Here is a 16514-nt window from a genome sequence, read left to right as displayed (position 1 = left end):
TCACGACGACCTTCCCAGCTGGGCGCCGCCGGCGAGGAGAGGCGGGAGGTTACCCACGACAGGAGCGCTCCGCCGCCCCTCACGCCGTCAACCTCACGCCGCCGCCTTCGCCAGCCCCTTCGACAATTGCAGCGCGCCGTGCAGCCGCGCCTTGGGATCGCCCCAGGCACGCGACAGCGCCAGCTTGCTGTCGGGCCGCAGCTTGGCCACGCCGCCGAGCCGGTCGACATAGGCGAGCAGCCCCGGCACGTTGGGCGGCTTGTCGTCGTGGAAGGTGACCAGCGCTCCCTTCGGTCCGACGTCCAGCTTGGCCACGCACGCCGTGCGCGCGTTGAGCTTGATCTCCATGACCTTGACCAGATTGTCGGTCGCCTCGGGCAGCGCGCCGAACCGGTCGATCATCTCGGCGGCGAAGCTCTCCAGCCCGCCGACCTCGTCGATCTCGTTGAGGCGGCGGTACAGGCCCATGCGCAGGTCGAGGTCGGGGACATATTCCTCCGGGATCAGGATCGGCGCGTCGACGCTGATCTGCGGGGAGAAGTCACGCTGGCGCTCGCGGATGCCGCCGGCCTTGGCCTCCATGATCGCTTCCTCCAGCATAGACTGGTAGAGCTCGTAGCCGACCTCCTTGATGTGCCCCGACTGCTCGTCGCCGAGCAGGTTGCCCGCGCCGCGAATGTCGAGGTCGTGGCTCGCCAGCTGGAAGCCCGCGCCGAGCGAGTCGAGGTCGCTCAGCACCTTGAGGCGCTTCTCCGCGGCGTCAGTCATCTGCCGCTCCGGCGGCGCGACCATATAGGCATAGGCGCGCGTCTTGGAGCGGCCGACGCGCCCGCGCAGCTGGTAGAGCTGCGCCAGCCCAAAGCGGTCGGCGCGATTGACGATGATCGTGTTGGCGGAGGGGATGTCGATCCCGCTCTCGATGATCGTGGTCGAGACGAGCACCTCGAACTTCTTGTCGTAGAAGGCACTCATCCGCTCCTCCACCTCGCTCGGCGCCATCTGGCCGTGCGCGACGACGTAGCGGATCTCGGGCACCTCGCGGCGCAGATAATCCTCGATGTCGGGCAGGTCGGCGACGCGCGGGGTGACGAGGAAGCTCTGCCCGCCGCGATAATGTTCGCGCAGCAGCGCCTCGCGCAGCACCACCGGATCCCATGGCATAACATAGGTGCGCACCGCGAGCCGGTCGACCGGCGGGGTCTGGATCACCGACAGCTCGCGCAGCCCGCTCATCGCCATCTGCAGCGTGCGCGGGATCGGGGTCGCGGTCAGCGTGAGCATGTGGACGTCGGCACGCAGCGTCTTGAGCCGCTCCTTGTGCGTCACGCCGAAGCGCTGCTCCTCGTCGACGATGACCATGCCCAGCCGCTTGAAGTCGATCGTCTTGGCGAGCAGCGCGTGGGTGCCGATGACGATGTCGATCCCGCCGCTGGCGAGCCCGTCCTTGACCCGCTTCGCCTCGGCCGCGGGGACGAGCCGGGAGAGCCGCCCGATGTTGATCGGGAAGCCCTCGAAGCGCGCGGTGAAGTTGTTGTAATGCTGGCGCGCCAGCAAGGTCGTCGGGCAGACTACCGCGACCTGCATCCCCGCCATGGCGGCGACGAAGGCGGCGCGCAGCGCGATCTCGGTCTTGCCGAAGCCGACGTCGCCGACGATCAGCCGGTCCATCGGCTTGCCCGCGGACAGGTCGGCCAGCACCTCCTCGATCGCGCGGTCCTGATCGTCGGTCTCGGTATAGGGGAAGCGGTCGACGAAGGCGGGATAGCCCGCGCTGTCGGGTTCGGCGATCTCGCCGGGGCGCAACGCGCGCTCCGCCGCGACCGCGATCAGCTCGCCCGCGATCTCGCGGATCCGCTCCTTCATCCGCGACTTGCGCCGCTGCCACGCCTCGCCGCCGAGCCGGTCGAGCGCGGCGCCCTCCTCCGACGAGCCGTAGCGCGACAGAACCTCGAGATTCTCGACCGGGATGTAGAGCTTGTCGCCCCCGGCATATTCGAGCGCGACGCAGTCGTGCGGCGCGCGCGCGACCGGCACCTGCGTCAGCCCGACGTAGCGGCCGATGCCGTGATCGCTGTGGACGACGAGGTCGCCCGGCGACAGCGTCGCCAGTTCGGCGAGGAAGGCGTCGGCCGACTTGCGGCGCTTGGCGCGACGCACCAGCCGATCGCCCAGCATGTCCTGCTCGGTGAGCACCGCCACGTCGGGCGCGGTGAAGCCGTGGTCGAGCCCGATCACCGCCATTGCCACGCCGCGGTCGGCGGCGCCGAGCGACTCCTGCCACGTCTCGGTCAACCGCGCGCCGGTGAGGCCATGGTCCTCGAGCAGCGAGCGCAGCCGCTCGCGCGCGCCGACCGAGTAGCTGGCGAGCACCGGCTTGCGTCCGTCGCGGCGCAACTTGGCGACATGCGCCACCACCGCCTCGTAGACGTTGGCCTGCGCCGCGCGCTCGGGCGCGAAGTCGCGCGGGCCGTCGACCTGGAAGTCGACCACGGCGGCGGACTCGGGCTCGTGGAAGGCGGTGGTGAGATGCGCCGGCATCGCCGCCACCTCGCGGGACCATTCGTCGGCGTCGAGGTAGAGCGTCTTGGCGGGGAGCGCGCGATAGCTCCCGGGCTCGGCCGCCTCGGCGCGCTTGCGGTTCTCGTAATAGTCCGCGATCGAGTCGAGCCGGCTCTCGGCCGCCGCGGGCGTGCCGCTGTCGCGCAGCACGATCGCGTCGTCGCCGAGATGATCCCAGACGGTCGCCAGCTTCTCCTCGAACAGCGGCAGCCAATGCTCCATCCCCGCGAGGCGACGCCCCTCGCTCACTGCCTGGTAGAGCGGGTCGCCCGTCGCGGTGGCGCCGAAGGATTCACGGTAGCGCGCGCGGAAGCGCTTGACGCTGTCCTCGTCCAGCAGTGCCTCGGAGGCAGGAAGCAGCACGAAGCCGTCGAGTCGCCCGGTGGTGCGCTGGTCGGCGGGATCGAAGCTACGGACGCTCTCGATCTCGTCGCCGAAGAAGTCGAGCCGCAGCGCCTGTTCCTCGCCGCTCGGGAACAGGTCGACGATACCGCCGCGCACCGCATATTCGCCCTGGTCGTGGACGGTGTCGGTGCGGACGTAGCCGTTGGCCTGGAGCAACGCGGCCAGCCGGTCGCGGTCGATCCGCGCGCCCGGCTTGAGCTCGGCGACGAGCTGGCGAAGGCGGAAGGGCGTGAGGGTGCGCTGGGTCAGCGCGTTGACCGTGGTGAGCACCAGCTGCGGCGCGCGCGGCTTCTGCTGGAGGCGGTGGAGCGCGCCGATCCGCTCCGCCATCACGCGCAGCGTCGGCGAGGCGCGGTCGTACGGCAAGCAGTCCCAGGCGGGGAGCTGGACCACTTCGAGCTCGGGCGCGAAGAAGGGCGCGGTGGCGGCGAGCCCGCGCATCTGCGCCTCGTCCGCCGCGACGAATACCGCCCGCAGCGGCGCCGCGCGCGCGAGGTCGGCGAGCAGCGCGGGCAGGAAGCCGGCGGGCACGCCCGCGAGCGTCAGCGGGTTGGTGGCGCGGAGGATCTTGCTGAGGTCGGGCATTCGGGTCCTTGGTCGGGCGGTCGGTCGATGGTTCACGGCTCCGCTGTGAGGCGTCGCCGTCTCAGACGGCGGTCGCCTCACACTGCACCGTCATGCCGGGTCAAGCCCGGCATGACGGGGGAGGGAGACTCGGTCGGGTCCGGCAGCACGTGAGACGAGCCTCACGGGATCGTCACGAAATCCACCCGCCGCATCACTTCCATCATCTCGCCGTCCCACTCGGGCGGGCAGGGCAGCGAGCCGATCGCCCAGCCCATGATGTCGACGTCCTGCTCCTCGAGCAGCCGCTCGAACCAGTCGAGCTGCTCGCGCGTCCAGCTCGCGGCGTGGGTATCGAAGAAGCCGCCGATCATCAGATCGGCCTCGCGCGTGCCGCGGTGCCAGGCGCGGAAACGCAGGCGCTTGAGCCGGATGTCCTGGTCCACGTGATCTCCCGTCGGCCGCGCGCGGCCCGTCTATGCCATAGCGGAGCGCTGCCACGACGCCGCCGCAAGCTTTCGCTGGCGCCGCGGCGGGAGGCAGAATAGTCGGGCGCTACATAGTCATGCGACCCGAGATCCTCAATCCGCTGTTCGCCGAGGTGGCCGTGCTCAAGGGCGTCGGCCCGGCGCTGGCCAAGCCGCTCGACCGGCTGGGTATCGCGCGCGCGGTCGACCTGCTGTTCCACCTGCCCTCGGGCTGGGTCGACCGGGTGGCGCGCGACGAGCTCGACGAGGCCGACGTCGGCCGCACGATCGCGATCACGCTCACCCCGCGCGATTATCGCAGCGGCTCCAGCCCGCGCGCGCCGACCCGCGTCCAGGCGACCGACGCGGCGGGCAACCACGCGAGCCTGGTGTTCTTCGGCGGCGGCTCGGGCTGGGCGCGCAAGCAGCTGCCGCTGGGCGAGCCCAAGCGAGTCTCGGGCCGGCTCGACCGCTACGGCGACGCGCTTCAGATCGTTCATCCCGAGATCGGCGGCGAGGAGGAGGGCTTCCGCGCGCGCGAGGCGATCTACCCGCTGAGCGAGGGGCTGACCTCGCGCCGGCTCGCCGCGCTGGTCGAGCAGGCGCTGGCGCGCGCGCCGGCGCTGGACGAGTGGATCGAGCCCAGCCTCAAGGCGCGGCACGACTGGCCCGACTGGCGCGCGGCGGTGGAGCGGATCCACGCCGACCCGGCGGACGCCGTGGCGCGCGCGCGGCTCGCCTATGACGAGCTGTTCGCCAACCAGCTCGCGCTCTCGCTCGTGCGCGCCGACACGCGCAAGCGCCGCGGGCGCTCGTTGCAGGGCGACGGGCGGCTGCGCGACCTGCTGCGGCTGCCCTATCAGCTCACCGGCGCGCAGGCGCGCAGCGTGCGCGAGATCGAGGGCGACCTGGCGCAGAGCGCGCCGATGCTGCGGCTGCTCCAAGGCGATGTCGGCGCGGGCAAGACCTTGGTGGCGGCGATGGCGCTGCTGATCGCGATCGAGGCGGGGGCACAGGGGGCGCTGCTCGCGCCGACCGAGATCCTCGCGCGCCAGCACTATGACACGCTGCGCCGACTGCTCGCCGGGCTGCCGGTCGAGATCGCGGTGCTGACCGGGCGCGACAAGGGTCGCGCGCGCGAGGCGACGCTGATGGGGCTGGCGGACGGCTCGATCCAGCTGCTGATCGGCACGCACGCGATCTTCCAGGAGGCGGTGCGCTACCGCGACCTGGCGCTGGTGGTGGTGGACGAGCAGCACCGCTTCGGGGTGGCGGAGCGGATGCTCCTCCAGGCCAAGGGCCAGACCCCGCCGCACGTGCTGGCGATGACCGCGACCCCGATCCCGCGCACGCTGACGCTCGCGCTTCACGGCGAGATGGACCAGAGCCGGCTCGACGAGATGCCGCCGGGGCGGGAGCCGATCGAGACCCGCGTCGTCTCGGAGGAGCGGATCGACGAGGTGGTCAACGCGCTCGGCCGTCATCTCGCGGACGGGAAGCAGGCCTATTGGGTCTGTCCGCTGGTGGAGGAGAGCGCGACCAGCGACCTCCAGGCCGCGGAGGCGCGCGCGGCCTCGTTGCAGGCGCGCTTCGGCGACCGCGTCGCGCTGGTCCATGGCCGGATGCGCGGGGCGGAGAAGGACGCGGTGATGGCGCGGTTCTCCGCCAACGCGGCGGGCGTGCTGGTGGCGACGACGGTGATCGAGGTCGGCGTCGACGTGCCCAACGCGACGCTGATCGTGATCGAGCACGCCGACCGTTTCGGTCTGGCGCAGCTCCACCAGCTGCGCGGGCGAGTCGGGCGGGGTGGGGGCAAGTCGGTGTGCCTGCTGCTCCGCGGCGGGTCGCTGAGCGAGACCGCGCGGGCGCGGCTGGCGCTGATGCGCGAGAGCAACGACGGCTTCCGCCTCGCCGAGGAGGACCTGCGCCTTCGCGGCGCGGGCGAGCTGCTCGGCACGCGCCAGTCGGGTGAGGCGATGTTCCGGCTCGCCACCCCCGAGCTGCTGGGTGAGCTACTCCCCGCGGCGACCGACGACGCGCGGCTGCTGATCGATCGCGACGGCGGTCTGGAGGGGACGAGGGGGCAGGCCGCGCGGGTGGCGCTCTACCTGTTCGAGCGCGAGGCGGGGGTGGCGCTGCTGCGATCGGGGTGAGGGGCCGAGTGCCGCCCGCCGGCTGAGCGGAGATGACCGCCGCTTGTCCATCAGCCGCTGCCGCTCCCATCGGCGGCAGAGCGTGGCTCGAGGCGCCGGCGTGATCTCGATCATACCGCCCATCGCATCGGGTCACGAGGTCAGGGCCGACAGGCTGTCGCGGGCCGGCTAAGTTGTCGCGGGCGCCGTGGAGGCTGCCGCGCGGCCCGGAGCAGCGACCGCGTGAGGGGCGGGCACGCGCCTCGACGCGTACCCGCTTGTCCGGTTCAGAGGCGAGCGCGAACGCCCGCGGTGATCGATTCCTGGTGATCGTCGCGCCCGGTCTGCGCCGCGGCCCCGGCGAAGATCTCGATCGCGTCGCTCGGGCGATAGCCCACGCCGGCATGGGCGGTGCCGACCAGCCGCGCGCGGCTGGCCCCGACGCCGATCAGGTCGAGATCGCCCTCGTCCAGCCCGCCGACCGCTCGCACGCGCTGCCCCTGCAGCTGGTACCGCGCCCCGAGCGTCACATAAGGGCGCCATGCCTCGCTCGACCGCTCGCTGCGCGCGAAGCTGAGGCCGCCGTCCGCGAAGCCTGCGACGTGGCGCTCGCGCGCGACGTCGAGCGCGAACACACTGCCACCGTCCTCGCTCAGCGCGCCGCGGATAGTGCGCACATAGGTGAGCCCGAGGCGGGGCGTCAGCGTCCAGTCATGCCCCATGTCGGCGGCGTAGTAGGCGGACAGGTCGCTCGTGACGCTGTTGAGCTTGTACCGGCTCCACACCTGCCGCTCGTCTGGCAGCCAGCGATGCGTGCGGGCGCGGCCGCCGTCGAACATCAGCGCGGCGGAGAAGCCGAAGCCCTGCTCGCTGGCAAAGCGGCCATGGATGCCGGTGATCAGGCTCTCGACACGAGTCTGCGCGCCGCGACCGACGACATGCTGGCGGTTGGTCAGATTGCCGCCGAAGGCGCCGACCACCCAGCCATGATCGGCGAAGCCGAGGCCGCCGATCGTACCGAAGGTCTGGCCGACCGCATTGGCGCTGCCTGCCGGGGCATAGCCGCGCAGCCTGTGCCACTGCCCGAGTGCCTGCCCGAAGGTGAACAGGCCCGCGTCCTCGCCGTATGGCGCGAGCGCCGCGCCGCGCGCGGCCTGGATCAGCAGCAGCGCGTCGTCGGTGCCGATCTGCGTCGCCTGGGCGTAGGGCTCGGGCGTGAGCCGGGCGAGCGCAGCCGCGTTGGCCTCACCCGAGGCGGTCAGCAGCTTCGGTATCGCGTCGACCAGCCGGTCGCTCGCATCACCGGTGAGCAGGGTGTTGAGGTAGCCGATCGTGCTGCTCACCGCGCGGTTCGCCCCCTTGGGCGCCTCAAACAGCGTGATCAACTCGAGGCCCTGCGGTCCGACGACCAGCGCGCCGGGGACGTCAGCGGCCTTGTCGATGGTGGTGAAGCTGCCGGTGGTGCCGTTCGACGCGTTGATCAATACGAAGGTGCGGCCAGGGCGCACCGGCCCGACCGCGACGAGCTTCAGCGTCGCCCCGGGCACGATCGACAATTTGCCGTTGATCAGGAGCTTGTCCGAGACCGGCCCGAGCTCGAACAGGGAGACCGAGCCCTTGCCCAGTGCGACATCGCCGTTGACGACCATCGTGCCGGGCGAGGCGCCCGGGCTGAGCGTCCCCGCGACGGTGATGTTGGCGTTGACCACGCCGGCCGAGCCGAACGTCGCGTCCTTGCCGACCAGGATCTCGCCGGCGGTGATCGTCGAGCCCGACAGGCCGACGAGTAGGCCGCCGGTGAGCTCGATCCGCCCCACGTCCGCGCGCCGCGCGATCGTCGCGAAGCCCTGGCTTACCACGAAGGACTGGAAGTTCTGGACGGCGGTGAGCGCGGCGGGCGCGCCCGCGGTGCCGCCGCTGACGAGGAACTGGTTGGTACCGGCGCCGCCGTCGATCAGCCCGGTGACACGACCCGGACCCGTGGCAGCGAAAATGTCGTCGCCTTTGCCGAACGTGACGTCGCCGTCGATCAGGCCGGCATTGTCGATGCGGTTGTCGCCGTCGCGCAGGTCGATCGCGCCGACGATGCTGCCGGTGTTGACGATCTGGTCGTCGCCGTCCCAGCCAAGGATCGCGCCGGGCAGGTCGATATAGTCAACCCCTTGAGCTCGACGTTCTTCCTCGCCCAACCATATGGCTCCTCCCGCCCCGCCGAGGACTATTCCTGCGTTCGAGAGGCGCAAGGCCGCGGCCGATATGATCGCGCTTGATAGCTCGCCAGTGGCCTCGATCACGCCCGTCGTAGAGTTGTCGATAGCGGCAGTATAATTTCCACCCGATTCGATCCTGATCGCTGACGATGGTTTGCCGGCGTCGCCGTTCTTATCGAAGTACTGGGCGCCTGAGTTGCTGCTGATCCGACCGCTGTTGATGATGTTGATAGACCGGCTGTCTTGGGGGATCGCGGCAGTTTTATCGTTCGGATATACGATGTGCAAAGCGGCCGCGTTGGCGGCAGAGGCGCTGATCGTCCCGCCGTTCGTGACATTGAGGACGGCCGGCGCACCCGTTCGATCACCGACCGAGACGTCGACGATCTCGTCCGATGCGCTGGAGATCGATCCGACATTCACGAATGTCACGCCAACCGGATGGGTTGCGGCATCGCCTTCGCCCGAGAAGGATTGAAAGCCCACCGCGCCCGTGATGGTGCCGGAATTGCGCGCCGTGATCTGCCCGCCCTCCGTGCCAAGCACGAGGGCGTCACCGCGGTCGACCAGGATGTCCTTATCGTTCGAGAAGGTCACGTCACCCTTGTTGTCCAGCGAACGGATCGCCGGCAGCGACGTCGGTGAGTTCGGCGAGGCGTCCTGTGCCTGTGCCGATGACGTGCCGGAAAGCGCCACCATCAGGGCCAGAGCACTGCCGCGGCTCGCCAACGTGTGCAGGCGTCTCCGCGGGTAAATGGCCTCGCGCATGTCGTTCTCCTTTTCGATAAACCAGTAAGCACCGCTCCAATATAGAGGTGATGAAGGTAGGCGTGGGGCGTGCCCGCGTCGGTCAATGCCAATCATCAGGACGGGTAAAAACGTGATCTCGCTGGAAATTTGTTTAGCGCGCCGATGGATTCGTCGTGCTAAATACTTGCGTTAGCGAAATTTCGCGTCAGCGCGCAGACTCACCGCGATGGGTCGATGGACAGATGGTGTCGCTCCGCAGGTCCAAGGTCGGCCCGCGTGAGCGCGCACGGCACTTCGTGGCGGGCCGGCCTGTTACAGGCGGAATCACCAGAAGGCCCTGTCGCTCATGCCCAGCTTCCTCCCGCTCCTCCTAGTCGTCCTCGCCGGCGTGGGCGTCGCCGCGCAGCCGCCGACCAACGCCGCGCTCGCGAAGGCCGGCGGCTCGGTGTGGCTCGCCGCCCTGGTCTCCTTCGCCACCGGCGTGGCGGTGCTGCTGACGGTCTGGGCGGCGGCGGATCGCACGCCGCTCGCGGCGTTGCGCGGTGCGCCCTGGTGGGCGTGGCTCGGCGGCGTGTACGGCGCCGCCTTCGTCGCCGCGCTGGCGTTCGCGACGCCGCGGCTCGGGTTGGCGGTGACGCTGACGATCGCGGTCGCGAGCCAGCTCGTCACCGCGCTGGTGGTCGATCGCTTCGGCTGGCTCGGGCTGCCGCAGCAGCCGCTGTCACCCGCGCGGCTGGGCGGGGTGGCGCTGGTGCTCGCGGGCGCGCTGCTGCTGCGGCGCGGCTGAGCCGCCCCCGCTCAACGCATCGCGGCGAGCGCGCACGGGTACAGCGCGGCGGGCAGTTCCTGCGCGAACTTGGCACCGACGCGGCCGCCGAGCGACCAGCGGATCTCGGCGGTGCGGTCGCCGACCACGGGCAGGGTGAGCACGACCCGCTCGCCATTCGCCAGCGGCGCATCGGTGCGCGCCATGAAGCCGTTGAGCGAGAGGTTGACGACCGTCACGGCGTGGCGCGCGCCGGTGGCGTCGAACAGCCAGCTGCGGCACAACGTCTCGTCGCGCGGCTCGACGCGATCCTCATAGGCCATCATCGCTGAACGCGCGACCATCCGGCTTCTCCCGCTCTACCAGCCTCGCGGTGTACCGGCGCGCGGTTAATGCAGGATGAGCGGTACGCGAAGGAAGAAGGTTAGCCCGGATTCACCAGGCCATGGTGCTTCTTGCCTGCCGAGACCCGCACCGGTGCGTCCGTCACGGCGATCACCGCGGCCTCGTCGCCGACCTTCTCGCCGTCGACGCGGGCGCCGCCGCCCTTGATCAGCCGCCGCGCCTCGCCCTTCGAGGCGGCGAAGCCGAGCGCCACCAGCGCGTCGACCAGCGGCAGCGCGCCGCTGGCGGTGATCGACGGCAATGCCGCGCCGCTCGCGCCTTCCTCGAAGGTGCGGCGTGCGGTCTCGGCCGCTTCCTCCGCGGCGGCACGGCCGCGGCACAGCGCGGTCGCCTCGTTCGCGAGCACCTTCTTGGCGTCGTTGATCTCGGCGCCCTCGAGCGCCTCCAGTCGCGCGATCTCGTCGAGCGGCAGATCGGTGAACAGCCGCAGGAAGCGGCCGACGTCGCGATCGTCGGCGTTGCGCCAGAACTGCCAGTAATCGAAGTGCGGCAGCTGATCCTCGTGGAGCCACACCGCGCCCGCGACGGTCTTGCCCATCTTCTGCCCGTCGGCGGTGGTGAGCAGCGGGGTGGTGACGCCGTACACCTCGGTGCCGTCCATGCGCCGCGCCAGCTCGACGCCGTTGACGATATTGCCCCACTGGTCGCTGCCGCCCATCTGCAGCCGCACGCCCTGCCGCCGCGCCAGCTCGCGGAAGTCGTAACCCTGCAGGATCATGTAGTTGAACTCGAGGAAGCTGAGCGACTGCTCGCGGTCGAGCCTTAGCTTGACCGAGTCGAAGCTGAGCATGCGATTGACGCTGAAATGCTGCCCGACCTCGCGGAGGAAGGGGATGTATTCGAGCCGGTCGAGCCACTCGGCGTTGTTGACCATCACCGCGTCGCTGGGGCCGTCGCCCAACGTCAGAAACCGCTCGAAGATGCGCTGGATGCTCGCGATATTGGCGGCGATCACGTCCTCGCCGGCGAGCTTGCGCGCCTCGTCCTTGAAGCTGGGGTCGCCGATCTTGCCCGTGCCGCCGCCCATCAGCACGATGGGCTTGTGCCCGGCCTGCTGCAAGCGCCGCAGCAGCATCACCGACACCAGATTGCCGACGTGGAGCGAGGGCGCGGTCGGGTCGAAGCCGATATAGCCCGGCACCACCTCGCGCCGCGCCAGCGCGTCGAGCGCGCCGGCGTCGGTGAGCTGATGGAGATAACCGCGCTCGGAGAGCAAGCGGAGCAGGTCGGACTGATAGTCGGTCATGGTGCCGCGGGCGTTACACGCGCGTCAGCGGTGCGGCAATTGCGTCGTCGGGTCGACCGGGGTGCGGCCGCGACGCAGCTCGAAGTGGAGCTCGGGGCGGTCGGCGAAGCCGCTCTCGCCGCTGCGCGCGATCACCTGGCCCTTCCTCACCGCCTGGCCGCGCTGGACCAGCAAGGCGCCGGCGTGACCGTAGACCGAGGTCCAGCCGCCGCCGTGGCGCACGATCACCAGCCCACCCAGCGCGGGCACCTCCGAGCCGACATAGGCGACGGTGCCGTCGGCGATCGCGCGGATCGGCGTGTCCAGCGCGACGGCGATCTTGATGCCGTCGTTGCGCTCGCCGGTCGCGCCCGGGCCGAACCGGCGCACGATCGTGCCGTCGACCGGCCAGACGAAGCGGCCCGGCAGCGCGGCGGGTGCCACCGTCGCGGCGCTCGGCGCGAGCACGCGACGCGGGCTCGCCACCGGCGTCGCGGGCGCCTGACCGGCCACCACCGCGGGCTCGCCGCCGGTGAGGATCGTGTCGACGTCGAGCGTGAAGGCGGCGGCGCGCTCGGCCGCGCTGATCGCGCCGCCCGGCGTGTGCGGGATCAGCACGCGCTGGCCGGCGCGGAGCAGATAGGGTTCGTCCAGCGCGTTGGCGGCGATCACCTCGCGCCACGGCACGCCATAAGCGCGCGCGATCGCGATGCCGGTCTGGCCGGCGCGGACGAGGTGGTAGCGACCACCCGGGATGGCGAGCGTCTGACCGGCGCGAACGGGGAAGGGCGGGGCGAGCGCGTTGGCGCGCGCGATCGCGTCGGCGCCCGCGCCGGTGCGCGCGGCGATCGCGCCGAGCGTGTCGCCGGGGCGGACGGTATAGCGTTGCGCGGCGATCGAACGCGCGTCGGGCGTAACCTGGCGTGCCTCCCAGGCGGGGCGCGGCGCGGGGAGCTTCGACACGTCACGGTGAGCGCGTTGCGGTGGCGCCGTCGGTGGCCGCTGATGGTCTGGTTTTGGCGCGGGTCCGATCACCGGCTCGGCGGGGAACGTGACCGCGGGCGCTACGATAGGCGCGGGGCGCTCGGCGGCGGGGATGCACCCGGCCAGCAGCAGCGGCAGCACCGCCGCGCGAGTCACGGCCGGCTCACGCACCCGGCTCAGCCATAAGCGCGCGCGAGCGGCTCGAGCGAGGCGTGACGGGTGAGGTCGAGATGGAGCGGCGTGACCGTGATCCAGCCCGCCGTCACCGAGGCGAGGTCGCTCTCGCCCGGCGCCGCGGCGGCGACCTTGCCGAGCGCGAGCCAGTGATAGTCGTAGCCGCGCGGGTCGGTCCGGGTCTCGAAGCGCGCCCGTCCATAGTCGCGCAGGCCCTGCGGCACGACGCGGATGCCGCGCACCTCGCCCGCGTCAGGCGCGGGAAAGTTGACGTTGACCATCGTGCGCGGCGCCCAGTCGGCGTCGAGCAGCGGGCGCAGCACGCGCTCGCCCCAGTCCTCGGCGGCGGCGAAGGAGACATCCTCGCCCGGCGCACGGGTGCTATATCTCTGGCTCAGCGCGACCGAGCGGATGCCCGCGAGCGCACCCTCCATCGCGGCCGAGACGGTGCCCGAGTACATCACGTCCTCGGCGAGATTGCCGCCGCGGTTGACGCCGGAGAGGATCAGATCGGGCGGCGTCTCCCGCATTACCTCGGCGAGCGCGAACATGACCGCGTCGGTGGGCGTGCCGCCGACGGCGTAGCGGCGCGCGTCGAAGCGACGCACGCGAAGCGGCTTGGTCAGCGAGAGCGAGCGGCCGGTGCCCGACTGTTCGTCGGCGGGGGCGCAGATCCAGACGTCGTCGGAGAGCCGGGCGGCGATGCGCTCGAGCACGGCGAGGCCGGGGGCATGATAGCCGTCGTCGTTGCTGAGAAGGATGCGCATGAAACTAGATCCTCCCCGTGCCGGGGAGGATTTCGCCCGTCACCGCCCTCACGCCCGCGGCTCCAGCAGCGTCAGGCCACCGAGGTACGGCCACAACGCCTCGGGCACCGCTACCGCGCCATTTTCCTGCTGGTAGTTCTCCAGCACCGCCACCAGCGTCCGCCCGACCGCCAGCCCCGAGCCGTTGAGCGTATGGACGAAGCGCGTCGCTTTCTCCCCCTCCGGCCGGTAGCGCGCGTTCATCCGCCGCGCCTGGAAGTCGGTGCAGGTCGAGCAGCTCGAGATCTCGCGGTAGCGCGCCTGACCCGGCAGCCACACCTCCAGGTCGTAGGTGCGCGCCGCGGTGAAGCCCATGTCGCCCGCGCACAATTTCATCCGGCGATAGGCGAGCCCGAGCGCGTCGAGGGCGTCCTCGGCGCAAGAGGTCATTCGCTCGTGCTCCTCCTCGCTCGCCTCGGGCGCGACGATCGACACCATCTCGACCTTGTCGAACTGGTGCTGGCGGATGTAGCCGCGCGTGTCGCGCCCCGCCGCGCCCGCCTCGGAGCGAAAGCAGGGCGTCAGCGCGGCGAAGCGCAGCGGCAGCACGTCGTGCGGCAGGATCTGCTCGCGCACGATATTGGTCAGCGACACCTCGGCGGTGGGGATCAGCCAGCGCCCGTCGGTGGTGCGGAACAGGTCCTCGGCGAACTTGGGCAGCTGGCCGGTGCCGAACACCGCCTCGTCGCGCACCAGCAGCGGCGGTGCGACTTCCTCGAAGCCGTGCTCGCGCGTCAGCCGGTCGAGCATGAATTGGCCGAGCGCGCGCTGGAGCCGCGCCGCCGCGCCGCGCACCAGCGTGAAGCGCGAGCCCGCGATCGCCGCGCCGGTCTCGAAATCGAGCCCGAGCGCCGGGCCGATTGAGTCATGCTCGCGCGCCGCGAAGCCGAAGGTGGGGCGCGTGCCGCGCGCGTGAACCAGCTGGTTGTCGTCCTCGTCGGCGCCGTCGGGCACGTCCGCATAGGGCAGGTTGGGCAGCGCCGCGAGCAAGGTCTCGAGCTCGGCGGCGAGCCGCGCTTCCTCGGCCTCCAACTCGGGCAGCCGCTGCTTCAGCGCGGCGACCTCGGCCATCAGTGCCTGTGCCGCCGCCTCGTCGCGGCTCGCCTTGGCCGCGCCGATCGCTTTCGATGCCTCGTTGCGCCGTGCCTGCGCTGCCTGCGCCTCGGTGATCAGCTCCCGCCGGCGCCGATCGAGCGCGACGATCGCCGCGGCCGAGGGGGCGGCACCGCGCCGCGCCAGCGCAGCGTCGAAGGCGTCGGGATCGTCGCGGATCAGGCGGATGTCGTGCATGCGCCGCGCTATGGCGGGGGCGTCGCGGTGAGGCAACCCGGCGCACGTCCGCCGCGTTCATGCTCCACCCCCGCACGAACAGAGGAGAAGAGAGCGATGCAGGTCCCCCATGACTCGGTGGTGCTGGTCGCCGATGGGCGCAAGCTGCTGTTCCTGCGCAACGAGGGCGACGACGTTCACCCCAACCTCACCGTCGAGCATGCCGAGGAGCGCGTGAACCCCGCCAACCGCGACCAGAAGACCGACGCCGCCGGCGGCAGCTCGTCGACGCAGAGCGGCGCCGGCGCGCCGCGCGTGGCGCAGGGCGGCTCGGGCCATGCGCGGGGCGGCGGCGCGCAATTCGCACCCTCGCGCGGCAGCATGGAGGAGACCGACTTCCACCAGCTCGAGGAGGACCGCTTCGCCGCCGACGCCGCCGACCTGCTGAAGCGTCGCGCGCTCGCCAACGATTTCGAGTCGCTGATCGTGGTCGCGCCGCCCAAGACGCTGGGCGAGCTGCGCAAACACTATCACAAGGAGGTCAGCCAGCGGCTTACCGGCGAGCTGAGCAAGGACCTGACCGGGCATACGATCCCCGACATCGAACAGGCGCTGCTCTCGGCCTGAGCGCACCGGCGCCGGCCGCGGCGCCCTCCCATCCCTGCACATATGCCGCGCTACCCTGTTCATGACGAGGACAGGGCGGCGCGGCTAAGCGCGCGTGTTCGCTTGTGGTGGCCGTCCCGCGTGACTATAGGCGCCCCAGGGGGCGCACAGCGGTGCTAACGACATCCTGGGCGCAGCGGGAGTAAGTCGATGGCGACGGCGATCAATCGTTTCGGTGAAGGGCCCGGTAAACTGGCGGCAGCGAATGACGAGGCTGAGGTCGGGGGGGCGAGCGACGGCTATCGCCCGAGCCCCGACGAACCGTTCATGAACCCGCGGCAGCAGGCGTATTTTCGCCGCAAGTTGCTCGACTGGAAGGACGCGATCCTGCGGGAGTCGCTGGGTACGCTGTCGCAGCTCCAGCTCGACTCGCTGCGGGAGGCCGACCTTACCGACCGTGCCGCGAGCGAGACGGACTGGTCGCTGGAGCTGCGCACGCGCGACCGCCAACGCAAGCTGATCTCCAAGATCGAGGCCGCGCTGCGTCGTATCGACGAGGGCGAGTATGGCTATTGCGAGGTCACCGGCGAGCCGATCAGTCTCGGCCGGCTCGAGGCCCGTCCCATCGCGACGATGACGGTCGAGGCGCAGGAGCGCCACGAGCGCAACGAGAAGGTCTCGCGCGACGACTGAGCCGCGCCCCTCGGCTCGGCGCGCTAACGGCTGCTTAACTGTTCGCCGGCTAGGCTCGGCGGGGTTTAGCAGGTGGTGGGCGGGATGGAGCATTACGGGCGACTGGCGACGGTGGGTGGCATGAGCGGACGAGACGACGAGATCCGGGCGCTGGGCAGTCAGCCCGACAAGCGGCGAGACCTGCGCGGGCGCGACGAGGTCGCGATGTTCGCGCGGTTGCGGCTCGCGGGCCAGGCGGACGGATTCGACGTCAGCGTGCGCAACGTCTCGGGTGGCGGCCTGATGGCCGAGCTGCCGCACCCGCTCGCCCCCGACAGCGCGGTCGAGATCGAGCTCGCCGGTCTGGGCTGGGTCGCGGGACGGATCGCCTGGCAGATCGACCGGCGCGCCGGCATCGCCTTCGACGAGCTGATCGACCCGGCCGCGATCATCCATCACTGACGTAGCCGACGAGCCGAGGGAGACACGGCTCGCCATGTGCTCCCGCGAAAGCAGGAGC

The 16514-nt window shown here is 71.0% G+C and carries 13 protein-coding genes; 5 read left to right on the top strand and 8 right to left on the bottom strand.

Features of this window, described 5'->3' with window-relative positions; genetic code table 11:
- Nucleotides 1–93 precede the first annotated feature (93 nt).
- Both mfd and K7957_RS16900 read right to left on the bottom strand, forming a co-directional pair.
- Nucleotides 94–3549, bottom strand: coding sequence for a transcription-repair coupling factor (gene mfd / locus K7957_RS16905; protein ID WP_223013492.1), 3456 nt, complete (start codon nt 3547–3549; stop codon nt 94–96).
- Nucleotides 3550–3710: 161 nt separating this feature from the next.
- Entirely contained in the window at nt 3711–3974 is a 264-nt protein-coding gene (locus tag K7957_RS16900; RefSeq protein WP_223013490.1) for an FAD assembly factor SdhE, read from the bottom strand.
- A gap of 119 nt (nt 3975–4093) precedes the next feature.
- Here K7957_RS16900 and recG point away from each other — a divergent pair, with 119 nt between their 5' ends.
- A complete protein-coding gene (gene recG / locus K7957_RS16895) occupies nt 4094–6148 on the top strand; it encodes an ATP-dependent DNA helicase RecG (RefSeq protein ID WP_223013488.1) in 2055 nt (684 codons plus the stop codon).
- Between the two features lie 266 nt (nt 6149–6414).
- Here recG and K7957_RS16890 read toward each other — a convergent pair whose 3' ends face one another.
- Entirely contained in the window at nt 6415–9201 is a 2787-nt protein-coding gene (locus K7957_RS16890; RefSeq protein ID WP_223013485.1) for an autotransporter domain-containing protein, read from the bottom strand.
- A 232-nt stretch (nt 9202–9433) separates the two neighbouring features.
- Here K7957_RS16890 and K7957_RS16885 point away from each other — a divergent pair, with 232 nt between their 5' ends.
- Complete coding sequence (locus K7957_RS16885) at nt 9434–9874, top strand: DMT family transporter (protein ID WP_223013483.1); 441 nt, start codon at nt 9434–9436, stop codon at nt 9872–9874.
- An 11-nt stretch (nt 9875–9885) separates the two neighbouring features.
- Here the strand turns inward: K7957_RS16885 and K7957_RS16880 are convergent, their stop codons facing one another.
- The 5 genes from K7957_RS16880 to serS form a co-directional block, all read right to left on the bottom strand.
- On the bottom strand, nt 9886–10197 hold the full coding sequence (locus K7957_RS16880; protein ID WP_223013481.1) for a PilZ domain-containing protein: 312 nt from the start codon (nt 10195–10197) through the stop codon (nt 9886–9888).
- Nucleotides 10198–10277: 80 nt separating this feature from the next.
- Nucleotides 10278–11504: a tyrosine--tRNA ligase gene (tyrS, locus tag K7957_RS16875; RefSeq protein WP_223013478.1), complete on the bottom strand. Its 1227-nt coding sequence runs from the start codon at nt 11502–11504 to the stop codon at nt 10278–10280.
- A gap of 24 nt (nt 11505–11528) precedes the next feature.
- Nucleotides 11529–12554 carry a peptidoglycan DD-metalloendopeptidase family protein gene (locus K7957_RS16870; RefSeq protein WP_425517217.1) on the bottom strand — a complete coding sequence of 342 codons (1026 nt, stop codon included), beginning with the start codon at nt 12552–12554 and terminating at the stop codon, nt 11529–11531.
- 89 nt (nt 12555–12643) lie between these two features.
- Nucleotides 12644–13408, bottom strand: a complete 765-nt coding sequence (gene surE, locus K7957_RS16865; protein ID WP_223013474.1) for a 5'/3'-nucleotidase SurE — start codon at nt 13406–13408, stop codon at nt 12644–12646.
- A 48-nt stretch (nt 13409–13456) separates the two neighbouring features.
- Nucleotides 13457–14737, bottom strand: a complete 1281-nt coding sequence (gene serS, locus K7957_RS16860; protein ID WP_223013471.1) for a serine--tRNA ligase — start codon at nt 14735–14737, stop codon at nt 13457–13459.
- A 96-nt stretch (nt 14738–14833) separates the two neighbouring features.
- On the opposite strand from serS, the gene K7957_RS16855 reads away from it, so the two are divergent.
- From K7957_RS16855 to K7957_RS16845, 3 genes are all read left to right on the top strand, one after another.
- On the top strand, nt 14834–15343 hold the full coding sequence (locus tag K7957_RS16855; protein ID WP_223013469.1) for a host attachment family protein: 510 nt from the start codon (nt 14834–14836) through the stop codon (nt 15341–15343).
- A gap of 189 nt (nt 15344–15532) precedes the next feature.
- Nucleotides 15533–16015: an RNA polymerase-binding protein DksA gene (gene dksA / locus K7957_RS16850; RefSeq protein WP_223013467.1), complete on the top strand. Its 483-nt coding sequence runs from the start codon at nt 15533–15535 to the stop codon at nt 16013–16015.
- Between the two features lie 120 nt (nt 16016–16135).
- On the top strand, nt 16136–16456 hold the full coding sequence (locus tag K7957_RS16845; protein WP_223013465.1) for a PilZ domain-containing protein: 321 nt from the start codon (nt 16136–16138) through the stop codon (nt 16454–16456).
- Nucleotides 16457–16514 lie beyond the last annotated feature (58 nt).

The organism is Sphingomonas yunnanensis, from assembly GCF_019898765.1.
In the GTDB taxonomy this organism is placed as follows: Bacteria; Pseudomonadota; Alphaproteobacteria; order Sphingomonadales; family Sphingomonadaceae; genus Sphingomonas; species Sphingomonas yunnanensis.
The sequence above is the reverse complement of the archived record's forward strand: the minus strand, read 5'-3'. Positions and strand labels throughout refer to the sequence as shown.

What these genes read in the sequence shown, in the direction of transcription:
- K7957_RS16890 (WP_223013485.1), bottom strand. Translation starts at nt 9,201, where the DNA reads ATGATTGGCATTGACCGACGCGGGCACGCCCCACGCCTACCTTCATCA.
- recG (WP_223013488.1), top strand. Translation starts at nt 4,094, where the DNA reads ATGCGACCCGAGATCCTCAATCCGCTGTTCGCCGAGGTGGCCGTGCTC.
- mfd (WP_223013492.1), bottom strand. Translation starts at nt 3,549, where the DNA reads ATGCCCGACCTCAGCAAGATCCTCCGCGCCACCAACCCGCTGACGCTC.
- serS (WP_223013471.1), bottom strand. Translation starts at nt 14,737, where the DNA reads ATGCACGACATCCGCCTGATCCGCGACGATCCCGACGCCTTCGACGCT.
- surE (WP_223013474.1), bottom strand. Translation starts at nt 13,408, where the DNA reads ATGCGCATCCTTCTCAGCAACGACGACGGCTATCATGCCCCCGGCCTC.
- tyrS (WP_223013478.1), bottom strand. Translation starts at nt 11,504, where the DNA reads ATGACCGACTATCAGTCCGACCTGCTCCGCTTGCTCTCCGAGCGCGGT.
- dksA (WP_223013467.1), top strand. Translation starts at nt 15,533, where the DNA reads ATGGCGACGGCGATCAATCGTTTCGGTGAAGGGCCCGGTAAACTGGCG.
- K7957_RS16855 (WP_223013469.1), top strand. Translation starts at nt 14,834, where the DNA reads ATGCAGGTCCCCCATGACTCGGTGGTGCTGGTCGCCGATGGGCGCAAG.
- K7957_RS16885 (WP_223013483.1), top strand. Translation starts at nt 9,434, where the DNA reads ATGCCCAGCTTCCTCCCGCTCCTCCTAGTCGTCCTCGCCGGCGTGGGC.
- K7957_RS16880 (WP_223013481.1), bottom strand. Translation starts at nt 10,197, where the DNA reads ATGGTCGCGCGTTCAGCGATGATGGCCTATGAGGATCGCGTCGAGCCG.
- K7957_RS16845 (WP_223013465.1), top strand. Translation starts at nt 16,136, where the DNA reads ATGAGCGGACGAGACGACGAGATCCGGGCGCTGGGCAGTCAGCCCGAC.